At 75.2% G+C, this 15,448-nt stretch carries 15 protein-coding genes and 1 tRNA gene; 8 read left to right on the top strand and 8 right to left on the bottom strand.

Features of this window, described 5'->3' with window-relative positions; all coding sequences use genetic code 11:
• Window positions 1-14: 14 nt before the first annotated feature.
• From ABT014_RS15470 to ABT014_RS15460, 3 genes are all read right to left on the bottom strand, one after another.
• Window positions 15-1,643 carry a peptide ABC transporter substrate-binding protein gene (locus tag ABT014_RS15470; protein ID WP_350639246.1) on the bottom strand — a complete coding sequence of 543 codons (1,629 nt, stop codon included), beginning with the start codon at window positions 1,641-1,643 and terminating at the stop codon, window positions 15-17.
• Window positions 1,637-3,232 (bottom strand): D-alanyl-D-alanine carboxypeptidase/D-alanyl-D-alanine endopeptidase, encoded by a 1,596-nt coding sequence (dacB, locus tag ABT014_RS15465; RefSeq protein ID WP_350639245.1) that lies wholly within the window; start codon window positions 3,230-3,232, stop codon window positions 1,637-1,639. Before dacB ends, ABT014_RS15470 begins: the two co-directional genes overlap by 7 nt.
• A 126-nt stretch (window positions 3,233-3,358) precedes the next feature.
• Window positions 3,359-3,799 (bottom strand): SRPBCC family protein, encoded by a 441-nt coding sequence (locus ABT014_RS15460; RefSeq protein ID WP_350639244.1) that lies wholly within the window; start codon window positions 3,797-3,799, stop codon window positions 3,359-3,361.
• 257 nt (window positions 3,800-4,056) lie between these two features.
• Between ABT014_RS15460 and ABT014_RS15455 the strand changes: the two genes are divergently transcribed.
• Window positions 4,057-4,371: a hypothetical protein gene (locus ABT014_RS15455; RefSeq protein ID WP_350639243.1), complete on the top strand. Its 315-nt coding sequence runs from the start codon at window positions 4,057-4,059 to the stop codon at window positions 4,369-4,371.
• 140 nt (window positions 4,372-4,511) lie between these two features.
• Here ABT014_RS15455 and ABT014_RS15450 read toward each other — a convergent pair whose 3' ends face one another.
• Complete coding sequence (locus ABT014_RS15450; protein WP_350639242.1) at window positions 4,512-5,795, bottom strand: CynX/NimT family MFS transporter; 1,284 nt, start codon at window positions 5,793-5,795, stop codon at window positions 4,512-4,514.
• A gap of 55 nt (window positions 5,796-5,850) precedes the next feature.
• Between ABT014_RS15450 and ABT014_RS15445 the strand changes: the two genes are divergently transcribed.
• On the top strand, window positions 5,851-6,663 hold the full coding sequence (locus ABT014_RS15445) for an AraC family transcriptional regulator (protein WP_350639241.1): 813 nt from the start codon (window positions 5,851-5,853) through the stop codon (window positions 6,661-6,663).
• Here the strand turns inward: ABT014_RS15445 and ABT014_RS15440 are convergent.
• Both ABT014_RS15440 and ABT014_RS15435 read right to left on the bottom strand, forming a co-directional pair.
• Window positions 6,636-7,841: a serine hydrolase domain-containing protein gene (locus tag ABT014_RS15440; protein WP_350639240.1), complete on the bottom strand. Its 1,206-nt coding sequence runs from the start codon at window positions 7,839-7,841 to the stop codon at window positions 6,636-6,638. The genes ABT014_RS15445 and ABT014_RS15440 overlap by 28 nt on opposite strands.
• Before the next feature lie 136 nt (window positions 7,842-7,977).
• Window positions 7,978-8,889, bottom strand: coding sequence for a LysR substrate-binding domain-containing protein (locus tag ABT014_RS15435; protein ID WP_350639239.1), 912 nt, complete (start codon window positions 8,887-8,889; stop codon window positions 7,978-7,980).
• A 92-nt stretch (window positions 8,890-8,981) separates the two neighbouring features.
• Between ABT014_RS15435 and ABT014_RS15430 the strand changes: the two genes are divergently transcribed.
• The 3 genes from ABT014_RS15430 to ABT014_RS15420 all read left to right on the top strand — a co-directional run bounded on the left by ABT014_RS15430 (window position 8,982) and on the right by ABT014_RS15420 (window position 10,658).
• Window positions 8,982-9,932 carry a DMT family transporter gene (locus tag ABT014_RS15430; RefSeq protein WP_350639238.1) on the top strand — a complete coding sequence of 317 codons (951 nt, stop codon included), beginning with the start codon at window positions 8,982-8,984 and terminating at the stop codon, window positions 9,930-9,932.
• A 16-nt stretch (window positions 9,933-9,948) separates the two neighbouring features.
• Window positions 9,949-10,188, top strand: coding sequence for a contact-dependent growth inhibition system immunity protein (locus ABT014_RS15425; protein WP_350639237.1), 240 nt, complete (start codon window positions 9,949-9,951; stop codon window positions 10,186-10,188).
• Between the two features lie 137 nt (window positions 10,189-10,325).
• On the top strand, window positions 10,326-10,658 hold the full coding sequence (locus ABT014_RS15420) for a carboxymuconolactone decarboxylase family protein (RefSeq protein WP_350639236.1): 333 nt from the start codon (window positions 10,326-10,328) through the stop codon (window positions 10,656-10,658).
• 57 nt (window positions 10,659-10,715) lie between these two features.
• On the opposite strand, the gene ABT014_RS15415 is transcribed toward ABT014_RS15420, so the two are convergent.
• Window positions 10,716-11,408, bottom strand: coding sequence for a TetR/AcrR family transcriptional regulator (locus tag ABT014_RS15415; RefSeq protein WP_350639235.1), 693 nt, complete (start codon window positions 11,406-11,408; stop codon window positions 10,716-10,718).
• A gap of 69 nt (window positions 11,409-11,477) precedes the next feature.
• On the opposite strand from ABT014_RS15415, the gene ABT014_RS15410 reads away from it, so the two are divergent.
• Window positions 11,478-12,596 (top strand): FAD-dependent oxidoreductase, encoded by a 1,119-nt coding sequence (locus ABT014_RS15410; RefSeq protein ID WP_350639234.1) that lies wholly within the window; start codon window positions 11,478-11,480, stop codon window positions 12,594-12,596.
• Window positions 12,597-12,640: 44 nt separating this feature from the next.
• On the opposite strand, the gene ABT014_RS15405 is transcribed toward ABT014_RS15410, so the two are convergent.
• Window positions 12,641-12,733: transfer RNA gene (locus tag ABT014_RS15405), tRNA-Cys, on the bottom strand.
• 199 nt (window positions 12,734-12,932) lie between these two features.
• Here ABT014_RS15405 and ABT014_RS15400 point away from each other — a divergent pair.
• Entirely contained in the window at window positions 12,933-14,126 is a 1,194-nt protein-coding gene (locus tag ABT014_RS15400; protein WP_350639233.1) for an aminotransferase class V-fold PLP-dependent enzyme, read from the top strand.
• A complete protein-coding gene (locus tag ABT014_RS15395; RefSeq protein WP_350639232.1) occupies window positions 14,111-15,445 on the top strand; it encodes an ABC transporter substrate-binding protein in 1,335 nt (444 codons plus the stop codon). Before ABT014_RS15400 ends, ABT014_RS15395 begins: the two co-directional genes overlap by 16 nt.
• Window positions 15,446-15,448: the final 3 nt, after the last annotated feature.

Raw genomic sequence — 15,448 nt, 5'->3', positions numbered from 1 at the left:
GTCGCTCTCTCGGTTCAGTGGCGGACGGTCACCCGCTCCAGGTGGAGACCGGCCACGTACGGGTCCACCTGGACGTTGCCGACCCGGCTGCTCCAGACGGTCTGGTCCTGCCAGTTCCACAGCGGGATCAGCGGCAGGTCGGCCAGTGCGATGTCCTCGGCCCGGTGGTAGCCGGCGATGCTCTCCTCGGGCGTGGCGGCGGCGTTCCCGCCGGCGAGGGCGGCGTCGAAGTCGGGGCTGGACCAGCCGGAGCGGTTGCCGTGCCCGAGCAGCCCGGCCAGGTAGTTCTGCGCGCTGGGGTAGTCGACCACCCAGTTCTGCCGGTACGGGCCGGTGGCCTTGCGGCCGTTGAGCAGCGGGCCGAGGTCGGCCCCGGACATCTTGCGGAAGGCGATGTCGCGGATGCCCAGGTTCTGCTTCAGCTCGTTGGCCACCGCCGTCATCCACTGCTCGTAGGTGGGGTCGGAGTTGGCGAAGTACAGCTCCAGGGTGCCGGTGAAGCCGCCGGCCCGGTCGAACAGCTCCTTGGCCTCGCCCGGCCGGTACTCGCAGGTGGCGCCGCACGCCCCGGTGCGGTGGCCGGGGATCATCGGGGCGACCAGCGAGTCGGCGGGTGCGAACACCTCGTTGAAGATGGCGCGGGTGATGCCCTTGCGGTCGATCGCCATCGACAGTGCCCGGCGCAGCTCCGGCCGGGCGTAGCGCTGGTCCCACAGCGGCAGCCCCAGGTAGTCCATGGTGCCGCTGGGCCGCACGGAGTAGCGCCGGCCGAAGGTGCGCTTCGCCTCGTACGCCCGGGCGGGCGGCACGCTGGCCATGAAGTCGACGTGGCCGGCCCGCAGTTCGGTGAAGGCGGTGTCCTTGCTGGTGAAGATCCGGAAGTGCACCTGGTCGGCCATCGGCGGCCGCGGGCCCCCGTAGCCGCCGGCCCGCCGCAGGTCGATCCGCTGGTTGTGCCGCCAGTCGCCGTCCATCGCGTACGGGCCGTTGCCGACCGGGTGCCGGTCGTACCCGGCCGGGTCGGTGAACGCTGCGGCGGGCAGCGGGGCGAACGCCGGGAAGGCCAGCAGCATCGGGAACTGGCTGAACGGCGCGCTCAGGGTGACCCGCAGGGTGGCGGGGTCGAGCACCTGGAGGCCGGAGAGTTCCCGGCCGCGCGGCGGGCTGCCGTCCGCGGGGTTGAGCTCGTCGTAGCCGTCGATCTGGGTGAAGTACCCGTTGGCCTCCCAGCCGTTGGGGCCGTACGCGGCGGCGTTCCAGGCGGCGGCGAAGCTCTGCGCGGTGACCGGCTCGCCGTCGTGGAAGACGCCGCCGGGCCGGACCTTCAGCGTCCACACCCGCTGGTCCTCGGTGGTCAGCGACTCGGCGGCGAGCGGCACCGGGTGCCCGTCGGCCGGGTCGAGGGCGACCGGCGGGTCGAAGAGTCCTTCGATCACCTGGAGGGCGTAACTGCTGGTGGTGCGGCCGGGGGTGAGGTGGTCGGGCTCGGTGAGCGCGACCGTGTACCCGCCGCCCGGGACGGCCGGCGGGTCGGGGGCGCCGTCGTCGGCAGCGCGCCGGGCGCAGCCGGGCACCAGCGCCACCAGCAGGGCGAGCAGCACCGTGACGGCGGCTCCGGTCCGGCCGGGGGCCCGGTTCAGCACCGCGCCCCCGTGAGGCAGGCGTTCTCCCAGTCGTGACCGGTGCGGCCGGCGGCTCCGGCAGCTCCGGCGGTGCGGTCGGCGGGGCCGGCCGCGGCGGGCCGGGCGGAGGTGTCGCCGGCCAGCCGCAGCACGAAGGCGTCGATCACCGGCCGGGGGCTGTCACCCGCGAAGTTGTTGACGAGGACGGTGAACGCCAGCGGCCCGGCGCCCGGACGCTCGAGGTAGCCGGTGAGCGCGTCGACCCCGGTCATCGAACCGGTCTTGGCGTGCACCCGGCCCTCGGCGACGGTGCCGCGCAGGCGGTTGGTCAGGGTGCCGCCGACCATCCGCTGGGTGTCACCGGCCACCGGCAGCGCCTCGTACCAGGGGGTGAACCAGCTTTGCCGGCGGGCGAATTGGAGCAGTGCGGCGAGCCGGCGGGCGCTCAGCAGGTTGTGCCGGGACAGGCCCGAGCCGTCGACCTGCCGGGCGTCGCCGTCCTCCAGGCCGCTGCCGTGCAGGAAGGCGCGGACCTGGTCGGTGCCGGCCGCCCAACTGCCTTCGTCGGCCCGGACCTTGCCGATCTCCTTGACCAGGTGTTCGGCGATGCCGTTGTTGCTGAGCTTGAGGAACGGGATCATCAGCGTGGAGAGCGGGGCGGAGTCGTGGCTCGCGAGCGCGCCGGCGCCGCGGGGTGCCGGGCCCTCGGTGACCGGGCCGGCGAGGGTGACGCCGTGCCGGGCGAGCGCGGTGGCGAAGACGGTGGCGGCCAGCAGCGCGGGGCGGTCCACCGCGATCCACTCGTCGCCGGGCTCCGCGCCGGCGGGGACGCTGCCGGAGACCACCAGCTCGTTGCCGCCCGGGCGGCGTGCGACGTCCACCGCGCGCTCGCCGCCGGCCGGCCCGGTGCGGATCTGGCCGGTCACGTGGACCGGGGCCTCGGCGGGGGTGACCCGGACGGTGGCCGGCCGGCCGGCGCCGCTGCCGGGCGTGACGGTGAGGCGCACGGTCCCCGGGTCGTAGTCCTCGTCGGTGGTGAGGGTGAGTGCGGAGATCTGCGGGCTGTAGTAGGCGGCCTGGTCGTCCCAGGCCCAGTTCGGGCCGAGCGGCACGTCGTCGTAGCGGGTGGCGTCCGCCACCAGACCACCGGTGACCGAACGCACCCCGCTGTCCGCGACCTCGGCGGCGAGCCCGTCCAGGTCGGCCGGCAGCAGGGTCGGGTCGCCGCCGCCGAGCAGCACCAGGTCGCCGTCCAGGGTGGCGCCGGAGCGCGTGCCGGCGGCGAGCACGTCGGTGCGGAACCGGTGGTCGGGGCCGAGCAGGTCGAGGGCGGCCGCCGCGGTCACCGTCTTCTGGGTGGAGGCGGGCAGCAGCAACGCACCGGGGGCGTGCTCGTACAGCACCTCGCCGGTGGCGGGATCGGTCACCAGGGCCGAGACCTGGGCGCCCGTCAGCCGGGCGTCGGCCCACAGGCCGTCCAGGTCGGCGGCGAGGGGCCGGGCCGCGCCGGGCGGGCGTTCCACCGAGCCTGGGGCCGAGCCGGCCGGGACCAGCGCGACGAGGACGGCGGCGAGCGGAACCGACAGCAGCCGGGCGGGGAGCGTGAGCACGGGTGATTCCTCCACGGGGGCGAGGCCGGGCACCACCTTCGCGCCGCGGGGCCCCCGGAGTCCGGCGCCGGCCCCGCGACCGGCGGGAATTCGCCCGCACGGACCACTCGCCGCCGCCGGCGCCGGTCAGCTCCGCCCGTCCAGCAGCTGTCGCACCACCCGGCCGAACAGCAGCCGCCCGCTCCAGACCGTCGGCCGGTCGAGCAGGCCGGGCAGCGCCGCCACCCGCAGGTCCTCCCGCCAGCGGACGGCCGAGCCCGTCCCGTCGGCGCGGACCTCGATCTCGGCCCAGCCGGTCACCGTCGAGCCCCGCTTCTCCAGCCGGCACAGCCCCGGCCGGCCGGCCTCGGGCGGCTGCCAGTGCGTCACCTCCATGGCGTCGTCGAAGCCGACCGGCCCGACCGCCGTCCGGGCCGTGAAGGCCGCCCCCACCCCCTGCCCGGAGGCGCTGGTCACCCGGATCGTGGTGAACGGCACCGGCCCGGCGTGCCGCTCCCAGTCCGTCATCCGCCGCCAGGCCTCGGCGGGGGGCAGCGGGCAGCGCCGGGTGAGCTGGAAGAACGCCATACCGCGATGGTAGGCGCGGACGCCCGGCCGCTGGCCTGCCGCGCCGCCCGCGCGCCGTCGGGGGCGCGGAGCCGTCCGGCCGCGCCCGGCGCGCAGCCGTACCGCTCGCGCCCTCCGCGCACGCGGGGCGGTCGTCCGGCCCGCGGTGCACCGGTCTTCACCGGCGGACACCCAAGTGTCACCATCCGTTGGGTTCACGGACCACCGGAGCGGGCCGCCGACGGCTACGGTCGGGCACGACGCAGGGAGGTGGCCGGATGCCGAAGGCCGCGAGGAGATCAGCCGACTACGAGGTCTGGCACGGCGATTCGCTGGTGGGATCCCTCTGGGACGTGACCGGCGACCGGGCCGCCGCGGTCTGCCGCTTCGTGCCCGGACGCGGCTGGGAGGCGGTGCGCCCGCTGTTCGCCGCACAGGAGGAGTGGCGGCTCCAGTCCTTCTCCGAGGGGCTGGTCTGGGCCGCGATCGGGGTCCGCAAGCTCGGTGTGGAGCTCAGGCCGCCGCACGGCGGCGAGCCCTTCCGGCCGCGGTCGATCTACCTCGACGAGCGCAGCGCCAGCTTCCGCGGCTGAGCCCGCGGACGTCCCGCCGGAGCACGCGCCGCACCAGGGCGCCGGCCACCGGCACCCCGGTACGCCCGCGGGCAACTACCGTGCCGCGCCCGGCCGCAGGGCTGCGTGGCCTTCGCCCGCGCCGGCCGGTCAGGAGGACGTCAGGACGTCAGGACGTGGCGGTCGCGGCTCGCGCCGTAGGCCGCGACGCTCTGGGCGACGAGTACGGCGAGCAGCACGGAGAGCGGAAGCGTCCATCCCCCGCTCGCGGAGTGCAGCAGGCCGAGGCCGAGCGGGCCGAGGCAGGCGATCAGGTAGCCGATCCCCTGGGCCATCGTCGAGAGCCGGCCGGTGTGGTGCGCGTCGGGCGAGCGGGCGACGATGTAGCCGAGGGCGAGACCGACGGCGAGGCCCTGGCCCAGTCCGAGGGCGGTCATCCAGAGGTAGGCGCCCGCCACGGGGGACGTGAGCAGGCCGACGAAGCCGGTCGCGCACAGCACGGCGGCCGCCAGGGGCGCGACGAAGGCCGGGCGCAGACGTTGCTGCAGCCAGGGCGCCGCGAAGGAGGCGGCCATGCCGGGGAAGCTCGAGAAGGAGAGCATCCATCCTGCCTGGCTGTCGCTCATGCCGTGGTCCTGCAGGAGCGTCGGCAGCCAGGCGAGGATCGCGTAGTAGCCGAGGGACTGCAGACCCATGTACAGGGTCACCGCCCAGGCGGTCCGGTCGCGCCACAACGCCCCGAGCGCGGGTGGGGCGGTACCGGCTCCTTCGTGGTCCGCCGGCTCCTGCCGCCGGCGGTTCGGGGTACTCCGGCCCGGTGCGAGGAGTTCGGGGAGCCAGGCGAGGGCGGCCATGAAGGACGGGATCGCCCCCAGCGCGAGCACCTGTCGCCAGCCCCAGCCGGTGGCCGACTCCAGCGGGACGACCACGCCCGCGGCGAGTGCGGCCCCACCGGACAGGGCCAGGGAGTAGCAGCCGAGCATCAGTCCGGCGCGGTGGGCGAAGTCGTGCTTGACGAGCTGCGGCATGAGGACGTTGCCGACCGCGATCGCCGCACCGGCGATCAGGGTGCCCCCGAACAGGGCGAGCACGCCCGGGACCGAGCGCAGCACGATGCCGCCGCTCAGCGCGAGCAGCGCGTACCAGAGCAGGTGGTGGGGGCCGAAGCGGCGGGTGAGCCGGGGCGCGAGGAACGCGAACGCCCCGAAGCAGACGACCGGGACCGTCGAGAGGGCTCCGCCGCCGAACGACGAGAGGTGCTCGTCGTGCTCGACCTCCGTGAGGACGGGGGACAGCGACGCGACGGCGATGCGCAGGTTCAGTGCGGCCAGGCCGAACGCGAGAGCGGCTCGGACGGTGCGCGCCGCGACCGGTCCGGAAGGGGACGGCTGACGGGACGCCGACGGGCGGACCGCCGGGGCCTGATGGGTCGTTGGGCTGTTCATGGCATCCACTCTCGGGCGGATCCGGGGCGGCGGGCCACCGATAAGATGCCAATCCATGAGGGAAACCCGCCATCTTGATCGCGCGGAGCGCGGCCGCCTCGTCCTGGCGCACGGGCAGCGGCTGCCCACCCATGCCCATGACCGCGGTCACCTGGTCTACCCGGCCACCGGCGTGCTGTCCGTGACCACCGCCGGGGGGACCTGGATCGCTCCGCCGACCCGGGTGGCGTGGACTCCCGCGGCCTTCGAGCACCACCACACCGCGCACGGCAACGCGGACATGCGGATCCTGTTCCTGCCGGACGCACTCGCCGCCCGGCTGCCGGCGCATCCCGCCGTGCTCACCGTCTCCGGCCTCGCCCGCGAAGCCCTGCTCGCCCTCACCACGGAGGAGACCGACACCGGAGGGCGGGCGCCGGACGCGGTCGACCGGTTGCACGCGGTCGTCGTCGACGAGCTCATCGCGGCGCCGGAGCAGCCCCTGCACCTGCCCGAGCCGGCCGACGACCGGCTCCGCGCGCTGACCGGCATCCTGCACGCCGACCCCGCCAACCAGCAGACCCTCGCCGAGCTCGGCGCGCGCGTCGGGGCGAGCGAGCGGACGCTCAGCCGGCTCTTCGGGCAGGAGCTCCGGATGAGCTTCCCCCAGTGGCGCACCCAGCTCCGCGTCCACCACGCACTCACCCGGCTCGCCGCGGGGAAGTCCGTCACCGACACCGCCCTCGCCTGCGGCTGGGCCAACCCGACGACCTTCATCGACGCGTTCGCCGCGCTCGTCGGTGAGACCCCCGGCCGCTACCGCAACCGTCAACTCCTCGCCCAGGGCCTGCCGGACCGGCCCTACCGCGGCGGGACCGAGCCGTCGTAGACGTGGTCCGGGGTCACCACCTGGGTGATCGCGCGGGCCAGCAGGGTGGACGGCTCCTGGCCCTGGTAGCGGATGTCCGTGTTGATCATCAGCACCAGGGTGGCCCGCTGCTCGGGGAGGTGCACGGCGACCGTCTCGTAGCCGGGGATCGAGCCGTTGTGCCCGATCCAGCCCCCGGTCTCCATGATGCCGAGGCCGTAACCGGTGCCGGGGAAGCCGGTCGGCAGCATCGTCAGGCGCTCGCGCTGGGTCTCCGGCCGCAGCAGCCGCCCGGTGGCCACGATCTCCGCCCAGCGGCGCAGGTCGGGCAGGTCGGAGATCATCGCGCCGGCCGCCCAGGCCCAACTCGGGTTCCAGTCCGCGGCGTCCGCCACCTCACCGCTCGGGGTCTCGTCGCTGTAGCCCTGCGCGTGCGGCTCGGGGAACTCCGCCCCGCTCGGGAACAGCGTGCCGTCCAGGTGCGACGGTCGCAGCACCCGCGCGCGGACGAAGTCGGCGAGGCTGCGCCCGCTGACCTTCTCGACCACCAGGCCGAGCAGCACCAGGTTGGTGTTGGAGTACTCGAACTTCTCGCCCGGACCGAAGTCGTTGTCGTGCCGGAAGCCGTACGCGAGCACCTCCTGCGGGCTGAACGTCCGGGTCGGGTCGCTCTCCAGCGCCCGGTCGAAGTCCGGGTCCTCGCTGTACGGGAAGAGTCCGCTGCGCATCCCGGCGAGCTGGCGCAGCGTGATGGTGTCGCCGCACGGCACCCCGTCGACGTACGCGGAGATCGGGTCGTCCAGCCGGACCAGGCCGTCGTCGACCAGTTCGAGCAGCGCGGTGACGGTGAAGGTCTTGGTCTCGCTGCCGATCCGGGTGAACACGCCGGTGGTCATCGGCGCACCGGTGGCGGTGTCGGCGACCCCGCTCGCGCGGACGTAACTGCCCCGGCCGGGCAGCCAGAGGCCGACGACGGCGCCCGGGATGCCGGCCTGCCGGCGGACCTCCTCGACGGCGCGGTCCAGGCGGGCGGTCAGCTCGGGGCCGAGCCCGTCCGGCGACGCGGTGCCGGGCCGGGTGCCGGGCCGGGTGGCGGGCGCGGCCGGTGCGGCGGTGGCGGGCGCGGCGGCCGTCGGGGCGAGCACGGACAGCGCGAGCAGGGCCGCGGCGAGCAGCCGGCGGGACGGGGTGCGGGGCATGGGCTTCCTCCGGGGCGGGGATTCGGAGGGCCACGTCACCACCCGGGCCGGCGACGCGGCACCCGGACCGACGGGCCGCCCGGCGAGTCCACCCGTTCGGCGCACGGCGCCGGTCCGTCCGCGGGGGCCGTGCCCGCTACGACGCCTTGCGCCGGCCCTGGACCGCGGCCGCCGCCCGGTGCAGCTCGGCCAGCACCGTGCGGACGGCCCGCCGGGCGAGGCGCTCCGGACGGGCCAGGACGTCGATGTGGCGGCGGGCCGGCACCCCGCTCAGCGGGCGCAGCACCAGCGCCGGGTGGCGGGGCACGGTCCAGCGGGGCATCAGGGCGAGCCCGCCGCCGGCCGCGACCACCTCGGCCACCACCGCGAACTCGTTGATCCGGTGGACGATGTCGAGCCGGCGGTTGGCGGCCGCCGAGATCCCGTCGATGGTGGCCATCAGCGGGAACCCGTCGTGCACGGTGATCCACGGCTGGTCCGCCACCTCCCGCGGGGTCACCCGCCGGGCCGCGGCCAGCGGGTGATCGGCCGGCATCGCCACGTCCAGCGGCTCGACCAGCAGAGTGGCGGCCGAGACGCCCGGCGGCCACGGGGGAGCGTGGTCCGGGTGGTGGGCGATGACGAGGTCGTACTCCCGGGTCAGCGGGGGGAACCGGTCACGGGCGACGTCCTGGTCCGCGAGCGCGAGCCGGGGGAGTCCGGAGCCGGCCCGGTCGCGCAGCAGGATCGGGAAGAAGGCCGAGGCCGCGCTGTGGAAGGCCGCCACCGAGACCTCCGCGTCCGGCTGCTCGACGAACTCGTCCACCACGTGCCGGGCCCTGGCCAGCGCGGTCTCCACCTCCACCGCGGCGGCGGCCAGCGCCTGACCGGCCTCGGTCAGCACCAGGCGCCGGCCGTCGCGTTCGGTCAGCGGGACGGGGATCGGCCGCTGCAGCAGCTGGAGTTGCTGGGAGACCGCGGACGGGGTCATCGACAGCGCCTCGGCGGCGGCGGTGACGCTGCCCAGCTCGCCGAGCTCGCGCAGGATCCGCAACTGCCGCTCGTTCATCCACCCAGTGTAGGAGACGGTGTAGCAAAACTTCATGGTCGATGAAGAAGGTCGCTCTTGGCTTCAAGATCCCGGTGGGGGAGCGTAGGGGCGTGATCCGCGCCCGCCGCACTGACGCAGTGCTCCTCCTCGTCGCCCTGGTCTGGGGCTCCAGCTACCTCGCCGCCAAGACCGCCACCGCCGTCCTCCCGGTGCCGGCGGTGCTGTTCGCGCGCTACCTGCTCTCGGCGCTCGCCTGCCTCGCCCTGCTCGCCGGGCGCCGCCAGTGGACCTGCACCCGGGAGGAGGTCCGGTACGGGACGGTGCTGGGCATCACCCAGGCCGCCGTCCTGCTGGTGGAGACCTACGGGGTCGCGCACACCAGCGCCGCCAACGCCGGCCTGATCATCAGCCTCACCATCGTGCTGACCCCGCTGCTCGACCGCACGGCCGCCCGGCGCCTCCCGCCGCGCTTCTTCGCCGCCACCGCCGTGTGCCTGCTCGCGGTCGGGCTGCTGGTGGCGGGCAGCGGCTTCCGCACCCCGGGGGCGGGTGACCTGCTGATGCTGCTCGCCGCGGGCGTCCGGGCGGCGCACGTCGCACTGGTCGGGCGGCTCACCGGCCGGCACCCGGTACGGCCGATGCAGCTCACCACCGTCCAGATGGTGGTCGGCACGCTGCTGTTCGCGCTGCCCGCCGCCGGCGGGCTGCCGGCGCTCGGCCACGCCGGGGCGGCGGTCTGGGCCCAGCTCGGCTATCTCGCCCTGCTCTGCAGCGTGTTCGCCTTCCTCGCCCAGACCTGGGCGGTGCAGCGGACCTCGGCCAGCCGGGCCAGCCTGCTGCTCGGCACCGAACCGGTCTGGGCCGTCGCGATCGGCATCGGCCTCGGCGGCGAACACTTCACCCCGCTCGCCGGGCTCGGCGCCGCGCTGATGGTGGCCGGCACCTCCTGGGGCCAGGCCGTCGAACGCGCCCACCGCACCGCCACACCCCCGCCCGGCACCGACCGGGCCGTACCGGCGCAGGCCCCGGCGGCCGAGCCTGGCGGCACGCTCCTGCGATGACCCGATCGTCGGACCGGTGGCGATCGAGGTGCTGCGCGCCGACCCGGCGGCGGAGGGCGACCTGTACGCGGGTGACCTGCTCGCCGCGGTGCTCACGACCGGCCCGGACAGCTGGATCGAGTGGCCTGCGCTGCGCCACCAACTCCGCTCGATCGTATCGGAGTTGGACGACCTGCCGGCCCCGGTGCGAGCTGCCGTCGACCGGTTCCTGGCTGCCGCCGGGCCCGGCCCGGAGTGCCGTTCCGGGCGTGGCTGACCGGGGCCGGCCGGCGGGCGGGTGCGGTGGGCCCGGGAGGCTTCTACGGTGAAGTGGGACAGGCTCGGCGTCCGCGGACCCGTGAGTTCCGCCGCATCCTCCACCCCGGCGCCGGCGACGTACAGGAGGCACCCCTGATGGCCACTGCATCCGAGACCCCCGTCATGGACACCCTGGCGGCCATGACCATCGACTCGATCGAGCGCTGCGGCCTCCCGCCGGACACGCTCATCCTCACCCGCATCGCCGCGCTGGCCGCTTCGGACGCGCCGCCGATCTCCTACCTCGCGCACATCGACCCGGCGCTGCGCGCCGGCATGACCGCCGAGCAGCTCCAGGACGTCCTGGTGGCGATCGCGCCGATCGTCGGCACCGCCCGGGTCATGACCGCGGCGGGCAACATCGCCTCGGCCCTGGGCATCGCCATCGCCGTGGTCGACGCCGAGATCGAGGCCGACACCCGCGGCTGACCCGCCGTCCGCACACCCGTCACCCCGGGCCGAACCGCCCGCCCGGGGCGCGGGGCGTCACGCCGGGGGTCGGTCGAGCCGGGCGGCCACGGCGTCGAGGACCCAGTCCAGTCCGGTCGCGAAGGTGGTTCCGGCGTCCACCTCCGTGGCGTCGTGCACGGCCCTGCTCAGCGCCGGGAAGCGGCCGGTGGCCAACATCCGCGTCACGTGCGGGCCGTGGGCGCGCTGCCAGTCGAGATCGGACAGGCCGGTGGCGCGCTCGGCCCGCAGGTGGGCGATCTCCCGCCGGATCGCGCCGGTGGTGTAGGCGCCGACGGTCTCCACGGCGCGCATCACGGTGTCGATGTCGGCGAGGCCGTCGAGGGCGGTCAGCGTTGCCTCGGTCACGGCGAGGCCGTTCGGGCCGAGCGTCGGGCGGCCGCCGAGCAGGTCGGCCAGCCATTCGTGCCGGAGCGCGGCCCGCCTGGTGCGATGGGCGAGGCCGTGCAGCGCGGCCCGCCAGCCGTCGGGCCGCTCCTCGGGGACGATCTCGGCCTGGACCTCGTCCACCATGAGGTCGAGCAGCTCCTCCTTGGTGGCGATGAATCCGTACAGCCGCATCGGGCCGGCGTCGAGCCGGGCGGCGACCTTGCGCAGCGACACCGCCTCGAGCCCGCCCTCGTCGGCCAGTGCTACGGCGGCGACGACGATCCGCTCCCGGTCGAGCGGGACGGGGCGAGCCGGCGGCTCCGGCCGGTCCCAGACACCCATGGCACACCTTCCTGTCGGTCTTCCGTCGGCCTTGCGATGCATCGTATCGGGGAAATACAGTGTATCGACATGAGACAGCGTATTGCCGTGATCGGGGCCGGCCCCGGCGGCCTCACCCTCGCCCGGGTCCTGCACCGCCACGGCCATCCGGTCACCGTCCTCGAACGCGATCCGTCCCCCGACGCGCGGCCCCCGGGCGGCACGCTGGACCTGCACGAAGGGATGGGCCAACTCGCCCTGGAAAAGGCGGGGTTGCTGGCGGAGTTCGCCGCACTGTCCCGTCCCGAGGGGCAGGCCATGCGCATCCTCGACACCGACGGGACCGTCCTGCGCGACTGGCGGCCCCGCCCCGACGAGCAGGCCAATCCCGAGATCGACCGGGGGCAGCTGCGTGATCTGCTGCTCGGTCCGCTGGACGTCCGGTGGGGCAAGGGGGTCACCGAGGTGGTGCCGGGATCCCGTGACGGCGTCGCGGTCCACTTCGAGGACGGCCGGCCGGAGCTGTTCGACCTCGTGGTCGGCGCGGACGGCGCCTGGTCGCGGACCCGCCCGGCCGTCTCGCCCGTGACGCCGCACTACACCGGCGTCACCGCGGTCGAGACCTCCCTCGACCGGGTCGACACCCGTCACCCCGACCTGGCCCGGCTGATCGGCGACGGTGCCGTGGCCGTGTACGGCGTGAACCGCGCGGTCGTCGCCCAGCGAAACGGCGGCGGTCACGCCAAGGTGTACGCCCAGTTCCGCGCGCCGCTGGACTGGCACGCAGGCCTCGACCTGGCCGACGCCGAGGCGGTGCGCGCGCACCTGCTGGCCCGGTTCGACGGTTGGGCCGCTCCCGTCCTCGACCTCCTGCGCCACGGTGCGGCGTTCGTCCACCGCCCGCTCCACGTCCTGCCCGTGGCGCACACCTGGCCCCACGTCCCCGGCGTGACGCTGCTCGGTGACGCCGCCCACCTGATGCCCCCGCTGGGGGCGGGCGCGAACCTGGCGATGCTGGAGGGTGCCGAACTCGCCGAGGCCGTCGCCGCCGGCCCCGAGGACCTGGACGAGGCCGTCCGCGCCTTCGAGGAACGGATGTGGGCACGGGCCGCCCGGTGGGCGAAGATCACCGGGGCCGGCCTGGAACGCCTGGTGAGCGCGGACCCCGCCGAAGCCCTCGCCCTGTTCGACCAGGTCCAACCCGCCTGAGCGCCGGGGCGCGAGGGCGCCGACGCCGGTCGGCGATGAGGGGGCGGAGAGGGCAGGATTCGAACCTGCGCGGGCCGCGAGGACCCTGCTGGCCGTTGCCGGCCTGGCACCCGATGAACCGCTCCGGGCACCTCTCCATCCTCCCGGGGTGTTGGCCGTTCCCCCGGGCGATGACTCCATGGTGCCCGGCTGCCCTGACCCAGCACTGACCCACCACTGACCGACCGTTGGTGTCCGAGCGGTGGGAGTTGCGCGCAACCCCTTGCTGGGGAGGTGTCGGCTCTCTAATGTGAACCTTCAAATCCAGGGCAGTGAGCGCTGGTATCCCGTTGGGGTATGACTTTGAACGATCAAATTTTCGTCGGGCCCGCGCCGGGCTACCTGGACTTCGCCCGGGTCGGCCCGATCTCGCGCCCGGCCGCCGCAGCGATCGCGGGGGCGACCGCGCTCGCCGCCCGGGTCGCACCCGGTGACCTCGACCGGCTGTTCGCCGGCGCCGAGGCCGCCCGGGGCTCGGCGGCCCGGCTGCTCGGTGCCCGGCCGGACGAGGTCGCGCTCGCCCCCTCCACCAGCAACGGCCTGTTCACGGTGGCGGCCGCGCTGCCCGGCCCCGGCACCGTCCTGGTGCCGCGCGGCGAGTTCCCCGCCAACCTCTACCCCTGGCTCCGGTTCGCCGGGCGCGGCGGCCCGGCCGTCCGGCTGGTCGACCCGGCCGGCGGCCGGCACATCACCGCGGACCTGCTGCGCCACCACCTCACCCCGGAGGTGACCGCGCTCGCCGTCAGCGCCGTCGACTCGCTCACCGGCCACCTCGCACCGCTCGCCGCGCTGAAGGAGGCGCTCGGCCCCGACCGGTTGCTGATCGTGGACGCCATCCAAGGGCTGGGCGCCGTCCCGCTGGAGACGGAGGCCGCCGACGTGCTGGTCGGCGGCGGCCAGAAGTGGCTGCGCGCCGGCTGGGGCGCGGCCGTGCTGCTGATCCGCGACCGCTGCGCCGACCTCCTGCGGCCGGGGCTGGGCGGCTGGGCCGCCGTCACCGACCCGTTCGCCGCGCACCATCCGGCGCCGCCGCTGCCGGGCGCGGCCGCCCACCTCGCCACCAACCCGGACTTCCCGGCCGCCGTCGCCCTCGGTGCGGCCGTCGACGACCTGCTCGCCCGCGGCGGGCCCGCCGCCGAGGGCGCCCGGATCCGCGCCACCCTGGCCGACCTGCTGGAGCGGGCCCGCCGGGCGGGCGCCGAGGTGCTCTCGGACGGGCTGGATCCCGGCGAGCGCGCCGGGATCGGCACCTTCCGGCTGCCCGGCCACGACCCCGCCACCGTCCACCGCACCCTCGCCGCGGCCGGTCTCACCACCACCCGCCGCGCGCAGTGGATCCGCCTGTCCCCGCACGCCACCACCCCCGGCGCCGCGGCGGACCTGCTCACCGACGCACTGGGCACCCTCACCCGCACCGCCAGCTCCCGCACGATCCCCACCAGCCCCCACACCCGCACGCACCCCCAGGAGCCGACATGCCCCACCCCCTGAGCCGCCGCCAACTCCTCCAGCTGACCGCCGCCTCCGCCGCCGGACTGGGCCTGAGCGCCTGCGGCGCCGGCGGGTCGAGCGGCGACGCCGCCGGCGGTGACGGTGACAGCGGCCGGATCACCGTCTGGAGCTGGACCACCGCCGCCGAGGCGCTGCGCGGGGTCGTCCCGTCCTTCGAGCGCGACAACCCCGGCATCCAGGTCGACATCCAGGACGTCGGCAACCCGGCCATCTGGGACAAGATCACCGTCGGCCTGGCCTCCGGCGGCAAGGGCCTGGCCGACGTGCTGCACATCGGCGTCGACTACCTGCCCGGCTACCTGGAGAAGTTCCCGAACGGGCTGGCCGACCTCTCCCGGTACGGCGCCGACCGGTACCAGGACGCCTTCGCCCAGGGCCTGTGGCCGACCGTGGTCGGCAAGGACAAGGCCGTCCACGCCCTGCCCTGGGAGGTCAACCCGCTCGGACTGTTCTACCGGCAGGACCACTTCGAACGGGCCGGGGTCGACCCCACCGCCCTCACCAGCTGGGACGACCTGATCGCCGCCGGTCCGAAGGTGCTCGCCGCCACCGGCGCCCAGCTGCTCGGGCTCGACAAGCCCGGCACCACCCAGGACATGGACTTCTTCCAGAACCTGATGCAGCTCCAGGACGCCTTCTACTTCGACCACGACGGCCGGATCACGCTCGCCGGGCCGGCCGCCGTCCAGGCCCTCACCGTGATCAAGCGGCTGAACGACGCCGGCCTGCTGGCCGACACCGCCGGCCAGGGCACCTGGAAGCGCCTGGTCGGCGAGGGCAAGCTCGCCACCGCGCCGTACCCGGCCTGGGCCGTCGAGTACCTGGCCACCAAGTTCCCCGACCAGAGCGGCAAGTGGCGGGTGATGCAGCCGCCGGCCGCCGTCCCGGGCGGCGGCCGCAGCGCCATCGTCAACTCCACCTACCTGGCCGTGGCCGCCGCGAGCAAGCGCCGCCGGGCCGCCTGGCGGTTCGTCGAGTACGCGCTCACCAAGCCCGCCGAGATCAACCGGATGTTCACCTCGGGCGGCGTGTTCCCGGCCCTCACCGCCGCCTACGCCGACCCCATGTTCGCCGCGCCCAACGCCTTCTACGGCGGCCAGAGCGCGCTCAAGTCGTTCGTCGACTCGCTCGGCGCCGGATCCGGCGCGACCAACTTCACCGGCGACTACGCCCGCGCCCTCAAGCTGGCCAGCGACGCGCAGAGCCAGGTGCTGCTCAAGGGCGCCGACCCGGCCTCCGCCCTCAAGGACGCCGCCCGGCAACTCGCCCAGCAGACCGGCCGGCAGCTGGCGGCCTGACCA

The sequence above is a fragment of the Kitasatospora sp. NPDC094015 genome (assembly GCF_040304075.1).
In the GTDB taxonomy this organism is placed as follows: Bacteria; Actinomycetota; Actinomycetes; order Streptomycetales; family Streptomycetaceae; genus Kitasatospora.
The sequence above is the reverse complement of the archived record's forward strand: the minus strand, read 5'-3'. Positions and strand labels throughout refer to the sequence as shown.